This is a genomic window from Bradyrhizobium sp. URHC0002 (assembly GCF_054059515.1).
Genome location: NZ_JBSSCF010000001.1, coordinates 3,612,731 through 3,629,110, shown reverse-complemented (window position 1 = coordinate 3,629,110; position 16,380 = coordinate 3,612,731). Strand labels below are relative to the sequence as shown.

Below are 16,380 nucleotides of genomic sequence, written 5' to 3'. Positions count from 1 at the left end.
TGCATCTCTGCTCCAAGTCAGCGCGCGCTGGAAACTCATGTCAGGTATCGATTGATCGTCTCAAGTAGCTTTCGTGCGCTGTAGGGCTTTGCGACATAAGGCATCGCAGCCGGCCGCGCGAGCCTTTTCTTCGTCGCCGCCGAGCGCATAGGAGGTGACGACGATGATCGGAATATGGCGGAGATCTGACTGCGCCTTTATGCGCCGTGTCGCCTCGTATCCGTCAAGAAGGGGCAGTTGGATATCCATCAGGATCAGGTCCGGGCTTTGGGTTCGCGCCGCCACGAGCGCTCCTTCGCCGTCGTGTGCCTCGATCATTTCGTAACCGACGCTTGCAAGCAGATCGCGCAGAATCTGCCGATTGTCCTCCTGATCCTCGACGACCAGTACGCGCTTGCTCATGTCTGCATTGCCTGCTGCTCGAGCCGGGCCGGCACCAGAAAAGAGAATCTCGCGCCATGGCCGAGGCGGGATTCTATCCAGATTCGTCCACCATGCATCTCCACAATGCGCTTTACGATGGCGAGGCCCAATCCCGCGCCTCCCTTTGTCTTGGTGATCGAGTTATCCACCTGCTGGAATTCCTGGAAGATTCTGGCCTGATCGGCTTCGTCGATGCCCGGTCCCGTGTCCTGAACGGAAAAGACATAGGAATCTCTCCTCGTTTCCACTTCTATTCGGACCTCTCCCGCGTCTGTGAATTTGATCGCGTTCCCAACTAGATTGAACAGGGCTTGAGCGAGCCTGCGTTCATCTCCTCGCGCCGGCGGCAAGCCAGGCGGCACAGCAATTCTCAAACTCAGGTTCTTGTCCGCGGCGAGCGACTCAACGGAGGTATGGACAACATTTACCAGTTCCTCAACCGAGTAGTCGGTCAGAGAGAGTCGAAGCTGTCCGGCTTCAATCTTGGAGAGATCGAGGACATCGTTGATGAGACCGAGCAGATGTCTGCCGTTCCGTTGGATGCGTTCGACGGCGGATCGCATTTTCTCCGGAGGATTACCGTATATGCCGTCGAGCATGAGCTCTGAAAAGCCGAGCACCGCGTTCAGTGGCGTCCGCAATTCATGACTCATGTTTGCGAGGAATTGCGATTTGTGACGGCTGGCCTCCTCAAGGCTTCGGTAGAGCTGCTGGAGCTCTTCGCAGGTCGAATTGACGTGCGCCGCAAGCTCCCCGAGTTCGTCCCGATTGGGAACATCGATACGCTGGGCGAAATCGCCAGCAGCTATTCGGTTTAGCCCGTCGTGAATGATGCGAACTGGTTCGATCACAGACCGAGAGATCGCATGTCCCAAGACCAGCGTAAGCACAAAGCTTGCGAGCGCGACCGCAGCGACAAGTATCTGAGATTTGGTGTAGGTTTGTCGGCTCGCATCTATGCCAGCCACCATGTCAGCTTCAGCCCGGTTGACCAATTGATTGGTCAATCGTTCGAGCTTGTCCGCAAGAGGCCCGAGCTCCGCGAGTTCGCTCTGTTTGGCATCAGCCGCTCGCCCGCCGCGGATGAGATCGACGATGTGTGAAACTACGGCAATGAAGCGCGAATATTCTTCGCGCACCTGGTTGAGCAGCGCCACCTCGTCCTTTGCGACGAACGACACGCGGTCAAGATCGTACCCAAACTGGTTGATCTGCCGCAGCACAACTGCCAGTGTCGTTTCGTTCGGAAAGGCGAGCGCTGTGGATACGCCATAAAGCTGTCGAAGCGTATTGTGCTGCATTTGCCGATATGCCTCGATCTTCTGCTGCAGGCCAACGACCTGGTTCGCCCGCTGGTCCGCCTCGCGCAGCGAAAGGAGACCGATTAGCCCAACCGAGACCAAGAGCATTTCGATGACGAAGAAGGCCATCAGCAATTTCGTACGCAACGAGGGTCGCAACTCAAAGCCTAGAAGACCGCTCTTCGCCGACGCCTCGTCTCCACTTCCTCGCGACGTTGCAGGGAGCGGGCGCTGACCAAGAAACGACGTCGGATCAGCTTCCAAGTTCACGTCGAACCTCGTTCAGGAACCGCCAGTCGGCTGCATCCGCGATAATCTTTGCAGGATTCGATTTCAACATCCTCGCTTCGCGCAGACGAAGCGCGTAAAAGCGGATTGTGTCTTCGGGATCAAACTCGCGCCAGCGGTTGTACGGCACATCCGCAAGCGTCTGAGCCGCATAGTCGTGGCGAGGCGTGAAACCACCATCTACCATTCGCTGCGCAACAAGGGCCGGCGCGCTTACGCACAAATCCGTCGCCCGGAGCATGGCGCGAACTACACGTTTGGTGGCGATGGGATTCTTTCGGACAAACTCCCGATTCCCCGCCAACATGCAGCAAAAGTACTGCGACCATGGGCGATCCTGCGCACTGTTGACGATGACATGACCGATGTTCTGCGCACGCAGACGCTGTGGCTCCGGAGGGAAGCCAAGGAACGCGTCGATCTTACCCTCAGCAAACAATTCGATCGGTTTGGCCTTCGCGCTCGTCACCCACTCGATATCCTTGGCGGGATCGAGTCCGACAAGCGTCGCCATCGCGCTGATGAAAACGTGAGGACTGCTGCCAAGCCCTTGCTGGCCGACGGTTCGCCCCTTTAAATCAGCAACGCTACGAATGCCCTCCTTGGCGAATAGCTCGAAGCAGCCGACATGAACCCCGGCCAGAACAGTAACGCTCGCCCCCCGGTCGATCTCGAGAAGAAGCGGACCGGAGAAATGCAGGGTGAAGTCGATGTCGCCTTTGGCGATCGCTTTGGTTTGCTCCACGCCGGCGTCAGATTCAACGTAAACGACGTTTGCAAACCCCTCGGCATTTAAGAGGTCGCTCACCACGTACTGGGGAGCGATACAAATGCTCGGGTTCTTCGCAAGGCGGATTGTGGTGGTCTCTGGCGGCGGGTTGGCTTCTTCGGCCTTCAGCCGCGCCACGACGCTCCCAAATAGGGCAGTGGAAGCGGCGCAGGCTCCAGCCAACAGCAAGTCGCGACGGTTCGTATGCATCGGGACCTCCTCGGAAACACTTTAGATGAATCAGCCTCCCAGTTCACGCCGAACCTCGTTGACGAACCGCCAGTCGGCCCCATCCGCGATGAGTTTCGCGGGGCTTGATTTAATCATCCCCGCTTCGCGCAGACGAAGCGCGTAAAAGCGGATTGTGTCCTCAGGATCGTACTCGCGCCAGCGGTTGTACGGCACGTCCGCAAGAGTCTGAACCGCGTAATCCAAGCGAGGCGCGAAACCCCTATCCACCATACGCTGTGCAACAAGGGCCGGTTCGCTCACGCACAAATCCGTCGCCCGGAGCATGGCGCGTACCACGCGCTTAGTGGCGATAGGATTCTTTCGAACGAATTCGCGATTGCCCGCCAGCATGCAGCAAAAGTACTGCGACCATGGGCGATCCTGCGCGCTGTTGACGATGACGCGACCGACGCTCTGCGCGCGCAAACGTTGAGGTTCTGGGGGAAATCCGAGGAAGGCGTCGATCTTGCCCTCCGCAAACAATTCGATCGGTCTGACCTTCGCGCTCGTCACCCACTCGATATCTTTCGCCGGATTGAGCCCAACAAGTGTCGCCATCGCGCTCAGGAACACATGCGGGGGCGACTCAAGCGATTGGACGCCGACGGTTCGACCCTTCAGGTCGGCGACGCTGCGTATGCCCTCCTTGGCGAAGAGCTCGAAGCAGCCGACATGAATCCCGGCCAGGATGGTAGTGCTCAAGCCTCGATCGATCTCGAGAAGAAGTGGACCAGAGAAGTTCAGATTGAAGTCGACGTCGGCGTTTCTCCAGATAGCTTTGTCTTGTGCAGCGCCGCTACCAACTAACCCGGTTTCGACGTAAACGACATTTGCAAACCCCTCCTCTTTCAGCAGATCGCTTACCACGTACACAGGCGCGATGCAGATGCTTGGGCTCTTCGCGAGTCGGATCGTGGTGGTTTCTGGCGGCGGATCGGGCTCTTCGGCCCTGAGCCGAGTGGTAATGCTCCAAAGGAGCGGAGTGGAGGCGGCTAAGCATCCCGCCAATAGCAAGTCGCGACGATTCGTATGCATCGGGACCCTCCTCGAAAAACCTTAGCGGTAGCTTCCGGGGGCCAAATGTCGGGCCGACGTGATTTGCGGAACTAAGGGCCCCGCGGACGATGAAGATAGCACCGCCGCGCTACGTCGGATATGGCCGAGTACCTGACGCTTTTGCAAACCCTGACAATCCTTGGCCTACCTGACGTTTTCCAAGGCTCGTTGGGTGCCGGCGAGCAGATGTTTTCCCTTCAGCACCGAAAGGCTGGCATCCCAGCTGGCCACCCTCGGAGCTTAACCTGCGCAGGGGTCGGCTCTGACTTGATTTAGCGCAGTAAGAACTGGCTCTGCGACTCCAAAGGTGCTTCAGGGGAGCTGAGGGGTAAGATCTTTAGCGTTCTGCCGCCCGCCCCGAGCACCCTTTGTTTCGGGCCCGGGCTCTACTCTGTGAAATTCGGTCCCAGCCGATAACTCCTCCAGCCTTGCGCGATACAATCATTCAAATTGCTGAGGGGAGCCGAGGGGGAGCAAACGCATAGATGTTGACGGCGGCTTTGGTCGGTTGTCAGTCACTTCCGGTCTTCCCCGAACATCGGAAATAATCAGATCGCCTCTGCATGTCTCAAATGTGCCAAAAGCGGAATTACTGATCCGCCCTCGCGGCGTCCGCCCATATCCTGAGAGCGGACCTCAAACACCAAAGCCGTTTTCCTTCTTCCTGGGATTCAGGCGCTGCAGGATATCGCCGGCTGAGCGCGACCTAGGTGGCTCCTTCAAACAGCGCGCGAGGTGCGATCGAGCGCAAGGGAGGAACGGCACTGGTCCATCAACGGCCGCATGTCGCACCTGGTTGCGAGCTCCAGCGCGCGCTCGAGGTAGGACTGAGCTTCGGACCGATTGCCTTTCGCCGAGTACGTATCGCCCAACAATTTCAGCGCATGGGCCTGTTGCGGCGGCTCGCCGCGCTCTACCGCGAGCGCCAGGGCCCGCTGCCCTGAAATTCGTGCCTGCGCGTGATCGCCCGCCGCCAGGAAAGCATGCCCCTGCGCCACGAAAAGCCAACCCCAGCCAAAGGCGTTTTCGCCAAGTGGCATGTCCAGCCGCTCCGGCTTGGAGAGAATCTCGGAGGCGGCCTTGACATCCCCCAGGGCGAGATAGGCTTCTCCCATCCGTGCCGCGAGTATCGGGTACATCTGCACGATGCCGCGATCGAGGCAGGTTTGCCAGCACTCCCGCAGGATCGACAACGCCTCCACATGCCGGCCCTGCGCAATCCTCAGCCTGGCCAGGACATGCGATATATTCGCACGCGAATAGAAATGATCCTCGGCTCTTGTGATGGCATCATTGGCCATGATCTCGGCTCGTTCCATTTCCCCGATCTCGATCAGGGAATCGGCCAAAAACGTACGAAGCACGACGCTTGGATAGGCGGCCCAGCCTGCGCGCTTGGCATCAAGCTCCGGACTTTCGAACGCGAAACACTTTTCGTGTATCTCGATCGAATCTCTGTAAGCTCCGGTTTCGTGGAGCACGATCCCGATCTGGTGCAGCGATGCAAAGTTGAGCGCCGGGTCGCCGATCCGCTGCGCCATGCTGTTCGCAGCCTTGGCCGCCTCCATCGCATGGTCGTGCTCTCCAATTCTCCAAAGGGCAAGCGCGAACTGACAATTGACGGCGGCATTGCGGATTGGATCATTGGAGGGGTCGGCCAGCTCCCGCGCCTCGCGCAGCACATCGGCAATCAGACGATGCTTGCCAAGGGGCTCCAACGCAATGACGACGATGAGGCGGAAATCGATTTCAGCCTTGATTTTCGCCGCCGAGGCCGGCCAGTGCGACAAGGTCTCCAATCCCCGATGATAAATCCCGATCGCATCCTGGTTGGCGCCGCGCCTCACAGCACGTCGACAGCTCCGAAGCTGATACGGCGCTGCCTTTTCCCAAAGCCCCGCCATGAATGCATGATCAGCCAGCCGGTCGATGTGCTCATCGAGCCGATCTCCGAAGCGAGATTCGATTGTTGCAACCGCCTTGCCATGAAGCGAGCGGCGAGTCCCCTGCAGCATTGTTCCGTAGGCCACTTCGCGGATGAGCTCATGCTTGAAGGAATACTCCGATCCGACGCGCTTCACTCTGCGAAGGAAGTCTGATTCCTCGAGCTGCTTGAGGTACCCGGATATCTTGCCTGCCGGCACCTCAAGCATCCCAGAGAGCAGCGCAATCGAAACGTCCGCTCCGACCACGGCAGACGTTTGCAACAAGGTCTTCGGCAATCCATCCAATCGATCAATGCGGGCAGCCAGGACAGTATGGATGGTCTGCGGGATCTCGATCCGATCGGCAGGCTTGCTGAGGCGATAATCTCCTGGCTCTCCCTCGAAGCTGCCTGTCTCTGCGAGAGACTGAACCAGTTCTTCCAGAAACAAGGGATTTCCCTGTGCTTTGGCGACGATGCGGCTACTTATCGACTGCAGAGTGACATCTCGGCCGATAAGGCGATCAAGCATTTCCTGTGAAGCCACCTCCGCGAGCGCCGATAATTCGAGGCGAAGGAGATCAGGGTCCGCCAGATTACCTTCCGGGCGTTGCGTCATGACCAGGAAAATTCGCAAGCCACGTAGCAGACTCAGGACATTGTGAAGAATGATCCTCGTTTCGCTATCGATCCAATGGACGTCCTCGACGATAATCAGCAGCGGCGTGCGACGCCCCTGAAAGAGGAGCAGGGCCGTTATCGCTTCGACGATTTCTCGACGCTTTTCCGTCGGCTCTAGGTTCTTCCATTCCTGGTCCTCGACGCTGATGTCCAACACTGAAGAAATTGCCGGAAGGTACCTGGACAGAGTGGGGTCGAGCGAAGCGATCTGTTCCTTTATTCGCCTGGCGACGGTGTCGGGCGTATCATCGACGTCTATTCCGAACATGTGACGGATCAGATCGCTGATCGGATAATAGCTGGACTGGGTATGCTGAGGAACGCATGCGGTTTCCAGCACCATCCACTCGCTGGGAAGCTCGCCGACGAAGTCATGGATCAGTCGCGATTTCCCGAACCCCGCAGCGCCAATGACGTTCAGCGCCTGTCCATTCCCGCTCGCGGCTCTCCGCAGCAACCCCCTTAGCGTGTCGAGTTCCGCCTGCCGGCCCACGAGCACGTTGAGACCTTGCGAAGACCGCGCTTGCCAGCGCGTGGTCGAACGCATCCCACCCAATTCGAAAGCCTCGACCGGCTCGGCCACGCCTTTCAGCGCAACCGTGCCTCGCGGCTCCGCGACGATGAAGCCCTTGGCGAGCTTTTGTGTCGCAGCGGTTAGCATGATCCTGTTTGGCGCGGCGAGCTCTTCCATGCGGGCAGCCAGATGCACGGTTTTTCCGACCGCATCGTAATTCATCGTCAAGTTGCTGCCGATCGAATGGATGACGACGTGCCCGGAATTGATGCCGACACGCAGGGAGATATCGCTGATCCTACTGCGATTGAGCTCGCGAATGCCAGCCTGCATGGCGACCGCCGCACGGCAGGCTTGCACGGCATGGTCTTCGGTCGCAATCGGCGCTCCAAAAAGCGCCATGACGCCGTCGCCGCGCGCCTGGTTCATGAATCCGTCGTGCTGATGAATCGCATCCATCAGCACCTGAAGTACCGGTCCGAGGACTTCGAGCGCTTCTTCCGGATCGAGTCGGTCGATCAGCGCCGTCGAGCCTCGGATGTCGGCGAATAAGACCGTGACGTGCTTGCGTTCGCCCGACATGGCGCCGCCGGAATGCAAAATCCGCTCGGCCAGCTTGGGCGGCACCTTTGATTGCAGAAAAGTCAGGGCGTTCTGGTCAGTCGCGCTCCCAAAGGCCCTGGATCGTCCGCAGCCGCCACAAAAGTTCGCAGTCGGCCGGATTTCGAAGCCACAATGGCTGCACCGACGCCCCGATTCGCCGGGTAAATTGCGCCGCTTCGTGAACACGGCAGTTACCCTTCTTCACGGCATGTCCAACTGCTATCCAATTCCATAGCGATTAGCGATTGTAAGACAACCGGCGACGCAAGACGAGCAAATTGTGCCAACTCGCCGGTTGATGTAGCCGTAACCGCGATTGTAGTAGCCGGGGCCAGCGTAATAGTTGTGCCCCGGCCGGGGAAGTAGCTGGGGTCGTAGTCATAGCGCAGGACAGCGCGGTCCTCGGGTCCGTCAGCAGCGCCCATAATACTCGTTGCAGACCAGACCGACATGGTCGACGTTGGAGACTTCAGCGGAGCCGATCCGTCGTCGCGTTGAGAGGCGCGGCGGAAGTGGCCGAAGCGAGCAGCGCGGCACCGAATGCGCCCAGCGCGATGGCCGTCATGGAGGTTTTCGACATGAGGACCTCTACTATTGGAATCCACAAACGATTGGCGGACTGCACTCAATTGATGGGCCTGGTAGCTCTGCTTCTAGGTTCTCCGGCAGTTGCAGAGATCCATCCTATTAAAGGAGTGTGGGTCGCCCCAAATCGCGATTTTCCTGTCGGACCAAATGAAGCTTGCTTCACTGTAAGAATGTCAGGCGTCGAAGCAGTGGCTCGAAAACTCATTGCTGAGCTGCATATCTTCAACGAACAGAACACTCAGGCAGTCAGCACGTTGTTTTCAATGAGCCAGCAGTGGACGGTTATTGGGTAACTGAATTGCCCGATGCTCGACTGCGATTCTGGTTCAGACAAAAAATCACCTACCTTCTGACGATAATTGATCCTACGACTAGATTAGAAACAATTCGCACAGACCAAGATTCTGTGAAATGCGGCCCCCGCGGCAAGATGCCCATCTGAGCGAAAGGGCTGAAATGCTGGAGAGCTGGCCATTGAAGCCATGGACGATAGCATGCTTACTAACTCATCACCCGACGCACATAGGCCGAACCTTTGATTAGCTCCGCATCTGAGTTTTGATATTCCATCGATTTGGCAGATGCCGGCGTCCCAATCGTGCTTGTATCGATAGTCACAACCTACTTGATCTCAATCGAGGTTTTTGCAGTCTCAGCATTAGAACCGGGTGGGCCATAAAGTTCTTTCAGTTGGCGACTTGCTATCTCGAACTGCGCATTCAAGAACCGCGCTTGTCAATTTGCAGCTTCCTGCAAGTCACTGCATCGAAGCAAATTTCGTGCATGATCAAATGCCGCATTCATATTCTGCGCTCCCATTGAAAGTAGTTTCTTCGAAAAGTCTGTTGTCGGGTTTGGAACGATTGAAGCCGATTTCTCGGCGGCTTCAATTAGCCGGTACACACCTTGTTCCGCTTGCTCGATGGCCTCCTCGACCATCTCTTTCACTTGTTCTGGGATTTGCATATTCGATTTCGATTCAGCTATTTCAAAAACTCGTTGCCAACAGCAGAACTCGCGCGATGGAGTTAAGGACAGCCTTCAACAGCACGTGAGCCTATCGGGGCGGGTTCTCCAGTAGCGACACGATCTCCGGTGGGGAGTTGCCACGGGCGTAGTCCAGGATGGTCCTGTAGAACTTGCCGCCGACGACCTCCGTGGACGCCCCCCGGCGAAGGAGCAATTCGACGACCTCCTTGTGGCCTCCCCAAACGGCGTTGGTGAGGGCAGTGGCCTTCCCGAGGCCAGCGTTGGGCATCACGGTCCCATCGTTCACGTCGGCACCGGCGTCGACGAAGACCTTGACCAGTTCGATATCCCCCTGGCCCGCCGCCACAGCCAGCGGCGTGTCCCCGCCCCACAGGTTTGCCGTAGCGTGCCGCCGCTTGAGCGCGGCCGGGTTTTCCTTCACAAGCCGGATCGCCAAGTCCCGCTTGCCCAGCATCACAGCGCTCGTTAAGTCACACGGGTACCCGGATTCTAAGATCGCCTCGACCACGGGCGTCAGGCTACTCTGGGCCGCCTTCTGCAGCGGCGTCTTGCCCCAATTGTCCTGCTTGTCGAGGTCGGCCCCCGCGTTGATGAGGAGCGCGGCGATGTCCTTCGACTCCGTCACGTGCAGCGGTGTAAAGCCATTGTAAGCCGTCGCGTTCACATTAGAGATATCGTACAGACAGATCACTATGAAATTACCGTCCTGGCAACGTCGCGCACGATCGACGTCCGCAAACTTTCGAAATAAAGGGCTTCGTCTACTGCATTTGACGCAAGCGTATGCTGCCAATTCTTCGACAGAGCCTTTTGGGTTCTGCGGCGGATTGCCGTTCCGGATTCGAGGTCGGACAGAACGGAAATAACGATGACGAAACTATTGTTTAGCTTCCCAGCGAACCGAAGCGCGCAAGTTTTCGCGCCACGATAGGCTACGCTCCAGTACGCCAAGGCCGGAAGCCGTGCGACTGAAGACACCGGTTCTATCCCATTCTTGGGCTCTGATTTCCTTTGTTGTTGCCCATCGTAGTGCTGATGATGATCGGGGTCATCACCGCGCATCGGCATTAAACGGCGTTACGATGAAAGAGACCGTCGCTCAAAAGTCCAAGGGTGTCTCCCGGCTCAAAGAGCGGGAGTTGACGCCTGGGCCCAAATTGCGCAGTGCCTCACCTCAGCGCAGCTCACTTTCCGCCCGCTATCCTGTGAACGGGGCGTGGCCGGCCGAGATGCGAATGGACATGCTGGCGGCTTATCTCGATTTCAGAAGCGTGCGCGAATTGGTGCTCGCTGTTTCTCGCGGCGAAGCCCCGCCTCCCACCCGGTATCGCGGCGTGGGTCGTGCCAGGGAAGCCATCTGGGTCAAGGTCATTGTTGACGAGCACGTTGCTCCCGGAATCAAGGTCAGGCAGAATCTGGCAAAAGTCGACTTGGCAGCGCTCGCATGAAGCCATTGAGAACCGCGTTAAAATTGCCTCGATACTGCCGCCGCAAGCCGCTGAAGAATGGCCGCTGGGCATACTTCTTTGAACCGCCGAGTTGGGCGCGCAAGCAAGGTTGTCCGTTGGAAGCCGAGGCGCTCGGCCAGAACTATGACGCTGCTGTCACCCGCGCCGAAAACGTTTTACTTCCGGCGTTTGATTCCTGGCGAACGGGCGGCCTGTCGGACCTTGCGCCCAAAGGCCACGCCAAGGGTTCCTTCGATTGGCTAGTGCATGAGTTCAAAAAACAACAAAAATGGAAAGACGTCGATCCACACACGCAACGAACCTATGAACAAGGTACAAAGCTCTTTGCGGATCACATCCTAAAAGATGGTAGCCGCGCTGGGTCGAAACAGGTGGGCGATTTCACGAAGGCTTTTGTGGACGCGGTCTACGCGAAGCTGCTCGTGGTCGAGAGCCTCGATGCTGAGGGCAACGTGGTACATCGTGAGCGCCGGCGCATGGCGATCGCGGCAATGGGCGCGTGTAGGCGCGCTTGGTTTGTGATGCAGCGGGCAGAAGAAGCGATTGTCCCCGTCGACAATCCATTTGCAAAAATGGGACTGAAGAAGCTGGCGCCAGGTCAGAAGAAAACCGAGACGCCGACAGCGACATGGGATGAGTTGGTGGCGTTTCGTAACGCAGCACTTGGACTTGGCTATCCCTCAATCGCTACCGCGGCCCTGACTGCATGGGAATGGCTTCAACGCGAAGAGCATTTGTTCGGAGCGTTCGAAATTTCTCACTATCGGCCGAAGGCGCGGCCAAACAGCGTTTGTGTCGTTCACCCCAAAACCGGCGAAGAAGCATGGTGGCCTCTTTTTGATGAAGCGGGCAATCAGCTCTTCCCTGAACTCATGCCGGAGTTGGACGCCATCAAGGAGCAGACCGTTAGCGGTCTCGTATTTCGACGAGATCACGGACACCGCCGCGCGCGTGCTCCGCTCCCGTGGATAACACCACGTGGCGGACTCGACTATCTGCGCGCCACCGTCAAGCGCATTATTCGAGCGGCCGGGCTTCGCGACGAGCTTAGCTTTACGTCATTTCGCCACGGCGGATTTACGGAAGGAGCGGACTCCGATCTCTCCGATGCCGAGCTGCGCGCAGCAGGACGCCACCGCTCGGCAAGGCAGTTGCCGACGTACGCGAAGCGCACCCGGAAGCAGCTTGTTTCCGGCGCCCAGAAGCGCCGCGCCGAGCGAACAAAACCAGCCGTTTTGTCGGAATAGCCGACGATCATTTGTCGGAATAGGCGCTTGGCTAGACTGCTAAGCTCTTGAAAGGCTTGGTGGGCGCACCAGGGCTCGAACCTGGGACCCGATGATTAAGAGTCATCTGCTCTACCAACTGAGCTATGCGCCCGGATCTTGGTCCGGAAAGCCCTCACAAGAGGGCGTCGTTTAGCAAAGCGACTCGGGGATGTCCAGCAAGCCGAGACGACTTTTCCCGGGCTTTGGCTGACAGCCAAAACGGCAAAAAGCCGCTGGATTTCAGCGGCTTCCGCCGATGTTCGGATCGGGCCCCCTGGAGGGGGCGCGTCAGAGCCGTTCCGGACCGCCCCGGGCCGGTCCACCGTCCCGGTCATCGCGATTGCGGCCGTAGCCGTGGTGCCGATCGGAGTCGCGGTCCATGCCCATTTCGCGCTCGAACCGGTGGTGGCGCCAGCCTTCCCAGCCCCCGAACCGGGTCAGAACGGCGAGCCGCCGCTTCTGGCCGTCATCGAGCGTCTTGTAGAGCGGGTCGGCGGCTTCCGCGATCTTCTTCATGGCCGACGCGGTGGCTGCCATATTCTCGGCCCGGTCGCGCAGCCGCGCCACCGGATCGTCCGGCTTCTGCTGGCTGGAATCGTCCTGCGGCGCGTTCATCCGCGCGTTGGCGCGATCGGTCCGGAGCTTGGCGAACTCCCTGACCGCGGCCTCGACCGGCGGCCACAGCTTTTCCTGGTCCGCGGTCAATTTGAGGCCGGCATGGACGGCCGCGATCCGGGCGTCGGTATAGGCCGCCCGGTCCTCCGGATTCATCCGCGAAAAGCCATGGCCCCAATGACGGTGCTGGGCATAGACGGCGGTCGAACCGGCGATGGCGAGTACCGCAACCGCTGCGATAGCAAACTTCCTCATGCGAACCTCCTGTGAAAGGTTGCCTCAAGATGGGCTCGCCTCAGCCGGCCTTCAACTTAAAGGTTGGCAAGAGAGGCTTCCCTTACCAAGATGTAATGTGATCCCGTTTGATCCAGCCCAATGCGCCAACGGCTAGAGCATGCCGAGCAGTCGCGGCAGCCACAGCGACAATTCCGGGATGTAGGTGATCAGGCCGAGGAAAATCAGGAGCGTGATCAGCCATGGCAGCACCGCGATCGACAATTCGGTGATGCCCATCTTGGCGATGCCGGAGGCGACATAGAGATTTAGTCCGACCGGCGGATGGCACATGCCGATCTCCATGTTGACCACGATGATAATGCCGAAATGCACCGGATGGATGCCGAGCTTGACCGCGATCGGATAGAGGATCGGCGCCATGATCAGCACGATCGACGACGGCTCCATCACGTTGCCGGCCAAAAGCAGCAACAGGTTCACCACCAACAGGAAGGTGATCCAGTTGATGCCGCTACCCGTGATCCAGTTCGACATCGCCTGCGGGATCTGCTCGCTCGTCATCAGGAACGAGAACAGCACCGCATTGGTGACGATATAGAGGATCATCGCACTCATGTTCGCAGATGTGAGCAGGACCTTGGGGACGTCCTTCCACTGCAAATCCTTGTAGATGAACATCTCGATCAGGAAGGCGTACACCGCGCTCATGGCTGCGGCTTCCGTCGGCGTGAACCAGCCGAGATAAATGCCGCCCAGCACCACGACGATCAGCGAGATTCCCCAGATCGATTCCCGGAAAGCGCGCAAGGCCTCGCCCCATGTCGCCTTCGGAACCCTTGGGTAGTCGTTCTTCCAGGCGCGATACCAGGTGGTTGCCGACAGCATGATCGCGAGGATCACGCCCGGCACCATGCCGGCCATGAACAATTGCCCGACCGACGCGGAGCCGACCTTCTCCCCGGCCGGGCCGAAATAAACCGCCCCGCTCGTCGCGACCGAATAGATCACCATGATGATCGACGGCGGAATCAGATTGCCGAGCGCGCCGCCGGTGACGATGACGCCGGCCGCAAAGCGCTTGGGATAACCGACCGACAGCATGGCCGGCAGCATGATCGAACCGATCGCGACCACCGTCGCCGGCGAGGATCCGGAGACGGCCGAGAACAGCGCGGCCGCCATCGTCGCCGCGATGCCGAGGCCGCCCGCCCAATGGCCGATCATCGTTCGCGCAAACTCGATCATTCGCCGCGCGACGCCGCCATGGGTGAGGAAATTGCCGGCGAGGATGAAGAACGGGATCGCCATGATCTCGAACTTCTCGATGCCGGTGAACAGTTTTAGCGCCACGGATTCGATCGGCACCGTGGTCATGAAGAACAGGAACGACAGCACGGTCAGGCCGAGCGCAATCGAGATCGGCATGCCCGTCAGCATCAGCAGGACGAGAAGCCCGAAGATAATCGCGGCGCTCATCGGGCGATCCCCCCAGCGCCGGCACCGGGAGCGTCGATTTCCACACCCTCGACCTGGGTTTCGTCGTGATGGGGCAGATGACCGGTGAACCAGAAATTATAGGCCACCTGCAGGAAGCGGAAGCACATCAGATAGGAGCCGAGCGGGACGCAGAGATAGATGATCCAGCTCGGCAACTCGAGGTCGGGCGTCACCTGGTCGGTGTAGTAAAGCCCGTGGACGAACTTTGCGCCCATCGTCCCGACCACGGCCGTGAACAGCGCGCCGCACAGCAGGCTGAACAGAACCGTGCCCTTCCGCCACGGCGGATTGAGTTGGTTCACCAGCACGTCGACGCCGACGTGAATGCCAGTGCGCACGCCGTAGGCGGCACCGAACTTCGCCATCCACACGAACATGAAGATGCACAGTTCCTGCGCCCAGGACAGATTGATGGGAAACAGGATGTCGTAGAAAAGGGGAACGCCGACCAGATAGCGATGCATCACCGCGACAAAAATGATCAAAGTCGCAGCCGCGATCAGGAATGTGATCAGCAGCTCCTCAAGGCGATCGAGGATACGAAGTAGTATCAATGTTTCCCCCACATATTACTGTTCGTCATGCCCGGGCTTAGGCGTCTGAAGAACGGCGTCGCTTCCGCTCGCCTATGCCCGGGCATCCACCGACTTACTCGCGCACGGCGAGCAAGGCGTGGATGGCCGGGTCAAGCCCGGCCATGACGGAGAATGAGTTGCCGGCCCAACGACAGCTCGATCGCTCGATGCGCACCTCGAAGACGCGCTTCTAGTTGGTCGCGCCGCGCGTCTCCTTGAGGAACTCGTCGATCAAGGGCTGGCCGACGCGGCCGGCAACATCCTTGTAGACCGCTTCCATCGCCTTGCGCATGACCGAATCCTGCTCCGGCGTCAGCGTCACGATCTCGGTCTTGCCGGACTTCTTGATGTCGGCGAGCGCTTCATCGTTTTCCTTTGCCGACTGGCCGTTGCCATATTCGGTGGCTTCCTTCATCGCCTTTTCGCATTGCTCGCGAATATCCACCGGCATGCCGTCCCAGAACTTCTTGTTGGTCACCACCACGTAGCCGATATAGCCGTGGTTGGTGTTGATCATGTACTTCTGCACCTCATGCATTTTCTGGGTGTAGATGTTGGACCAGGTGTTTTCCTGGCCATCGACCACGCCGGTCTGCAGCGACTGGTAGACTTCGGAGAACGCCATCACCTGCGGGATCACGCCAAGCGTGCGGAACTGGGCTTCCAGCACCTTCGAAGACTGGATGCGGAATTTCAGGCCCTTGTAGTCGGCAGGCGCGACCACCTTCTTGTTGGCGCTCATCTGCTTGAAGCCGTTATCCCAGTAGGCAAGCCCGGTCATGCCCTTGGAGTCCAGGAGCTTCAGCAGCCTCGCGCCGAGCGGGCCGTCGGTGACTTTGCGCAACGTCTTCAGGTCGGGGAGAATGTAGGGCAGATCGAACACCTCGAATTCCTTGACCCCGATCGGGCCGAACTTCGAGTTCGAGGGCGCCAGCATCTGCACCGCGCCGAGTTGCAAAGCTTCCAGCTCTTCCTTGTCCTTGTAGAGCTGTGAGTTCGGATAGACTTCGACCTTGACCTTGCCGCCGGTGTATTTTTCGGCGAGTTCCTTGAACTTCTCGGCCGCCAGCCCCTTCGGGGTATTGGTCGCCACCACGTGGCTGAACTTGATCACGATCGGCGATTGCGCCGCAGCGGGTCCGACCAGAGTCAGCGCCGCGATCGATGCCGCAGCCAGGATGAGTTTACGCATGTTTTCTCCCGTTATTTCTTCGGAGCGCGCGTCCGCTCCGAAGCTTGCATGCCAGTTGCACCAATACAGACAAGCCGACCGAATTGCCATTGCCCGTTAGCAGGGGCCTCCTCACAGCTTTGCTGCATTGCAAAAGTGCGACAATCTGACCGCGGCGGC

General features: G+C 58.8%; 13 protein-coding genes, 1 tRNA gene and 1 pseudogene. 3 read left to right on the top strand and 12 right to left on the bottom strand.

Features of this window, described 5'->3' with window-relative positions:
- Positions 1-35: 35 nt before the first annotated feature.
- The 5 genes and pseudogenes from ACVWVY_RS17570 to ACVWVY_RS17550 all read right to left on the bottom strand — a co-directional run bounded on the left by ACVWVY_RS17570 (position 36) and on the right by ACVWVY_RS17550 (position 7,814).
- Positions 36-402 (bottom strand): annotated as a pseudogene (locus tag ACVWVY_RS17570) (response regulator).
- Entirely contained in the window at positions 399-1,853 is a 1,455-nt protein-coding gene (locus ACVWVY_RS17565; RefSeq protein WP_456627551.1) for an ATP-binding protein, read from the bottom strand. Before ACVWVY_RS17565 ends, ACVWVY_RS17570 begins: the two are co-directional and overlap by 4 nt.
- Before the next feature lie 124 nt (positions 1,854-1,977).
- Positions 1,978-2,991: an ABC transporter substrate-binding protein gene (locus ACVWVY_RS17560; protein WP_456627550.1), complete on the bottom strand. Its 1,014-nt coding sequence runs from the start codon at positions 2,989-2,991 to the stop codon at positions 1,978-1,980.
- A 30-nt stretch (positions 2,992-3,021) separates the two neighbouring features.
- Positions 3,022-4,047, bottom strand: coding sequence for an ABC transporter substrate-binding protein (locus ACVWVY_RS17555; RefSeq protein WP_456627549.1), 1,026 nt, complete (start codon positions 4,045-4,047; stop codon positions 3,022-3,024).
- Between the two features lie 740 nt (positions 4,048-4,787).
- A complete protein-coding gene (locus ACVWVY_RS17550) occupies positions 4,788-7,814 on the bottom strand; it encodes an ATP-binding protein (protein WP_456627548.1) in 3,027 nt (1,008 codons plus the stop codon).
- A 488-nt stretch (positions 7,815-8,302) separates the two neighbouring features.
- On the opposite strand from ACVWVY_RS17550, the gene ACVWVY_RS17545 reads away from it, so the two are divergent.
- Positions 8,303-8,671 carry a hypothetical protein gene (locus ACVWVY_RS17545; protein ID WP_456627547.1) on the top strand — a complete coding sequence of 123 codons (369 nt, stop codon included), beginning with the start codon at positions 8,303-8,305 and terminating at the stop codon, positions 8,669-8,671.
- A gap of 442 nt (positions 8,672-9,113) precedes the next feature.
- Here ACVWVY_RS17545 and ACVWVY_RS17540 read toward each other — a convergent pair whose 3' ends face one another.
- Positions 9,114-9,344, bottom strand: a complete 231-nt coding sequence (locus tag ACVWVY_RS17540) for a hypothetical protein (RefSeq protein ID WP_456627546.1) — start codon at positions 9,342-9,344, stop codon at positions 9,114-9,116.
- Between the two features lie 91 nt (positions 9,345-9,435).
- On the bottom strand, positions 9,436-10,059 hold the full coding sequence (locus ACVWVY_RS17535; RefSeq protein ID WP_456627545.1) for an ankyrin repeat domain-containing protein: 624 nt from the start codon (positions 10,057-10,059) through the stop codon (positions 9,436-9,438).
- 391 nt (positions 10,060-10,450) lie between these two features.
- On the opposite strand from ACVWVY_RS17535, the gene ACVWVY_RS17530 reads away from it, so the two are divergent.
- A complete protein-coding gene (locus ACVWVY_RS17530) occupies positions 10,451-10,816 on the top strand; it encodes a hypothetical protein (RefSeq protein ID WP_456627544.1) in 366 nt (121 codons plus the stop codon).
- Positions 10,813-12,084, top strand: coding sequence for a hypothetical protein (locus ACVWVY_RS17525; RefSeq protein WP_456627543.1), 1,272 nt, complete (start codon positions 10,813-10,815; stop codon positions 12,082-12,084). Before ACVWVY_RS17530 ends, ACVWVY_RS17525 begins: the two co-directional genes overlap by 4 nt.
- A 57-nt stretch (positions 12,085-12,141) precedes the next feature.
- On the opposite strand, the gene ACVWVY_RS17520 is transcribed toward ACVWVY_RS17525, so the two are convergent.
- The 5 genes from ACVWVY_RS17520 to ACVWVY_RS17500 all read right to left on the bottom strand — a co-directional run bounded on the left by ACVWVY_RS17520 (position 12,142) and on the right by ACVWVY_RS17500 (position 16,221).
- Positions 12,142-12,217 (bottom strand) — tRNA-Lys (locus ACVWVY_RS17520).
- Positions 12,218-12,393: 176 nt separating this feature from the next.
- Positions 12,394-12,975, bottom strand: coding sequence for a Spy/CpxP family protein refolding chaperone (locus tag ACVWVY_RS17515; protein WP_456627542.1), 582 nt, complete (start codon positions 12,973-12,975; stop codon positions 12,394-12,396).
- Positions 12,976-13,107: 132 nt separating this feature from the next.
- Positions 13,108-14,433 (bottom strand): TRAP transporter large permease, encoded by a 1,326-nt coding sequence (locus tag ACVWVY_RS17510; protein WP_456627541.1) that lies wholly within the window; start codon positions 14,431-14,433, stop codon positions 13,108-13,110.
- Entirely contained in the window at positions 14,430-15,005 is a 576-nt protein-coding gene (locus ACVWVY_RS17505) for a TRAP transporter small permease (RefSeq protein ID WP_456632235.1), read from the bottom strand. The genes ACVWVY_RS17510 and ACVWVY_RS17505 overlap by 4 nt, the downstream gene beginning before the upstream one ends.
- A gap of 214 nt (positions 15,006-15,219) precedes the next feature.
- The gene (locus ACVWVY_RS17500; RefSeq protein WP_456627540.1) at positions 15,220-16,221 is read right to left on the bottom strand and encodes a TRAP transporter substrate-binding protein; all 1,002 of its coding nucleotides are present in this window, start codon (positions 16,219-16,221) and stop codon (positions 15,220-15,222) included.
- Between the last annotated feature and the right edge of the window lie 159 nt (positions 16,222-16,380).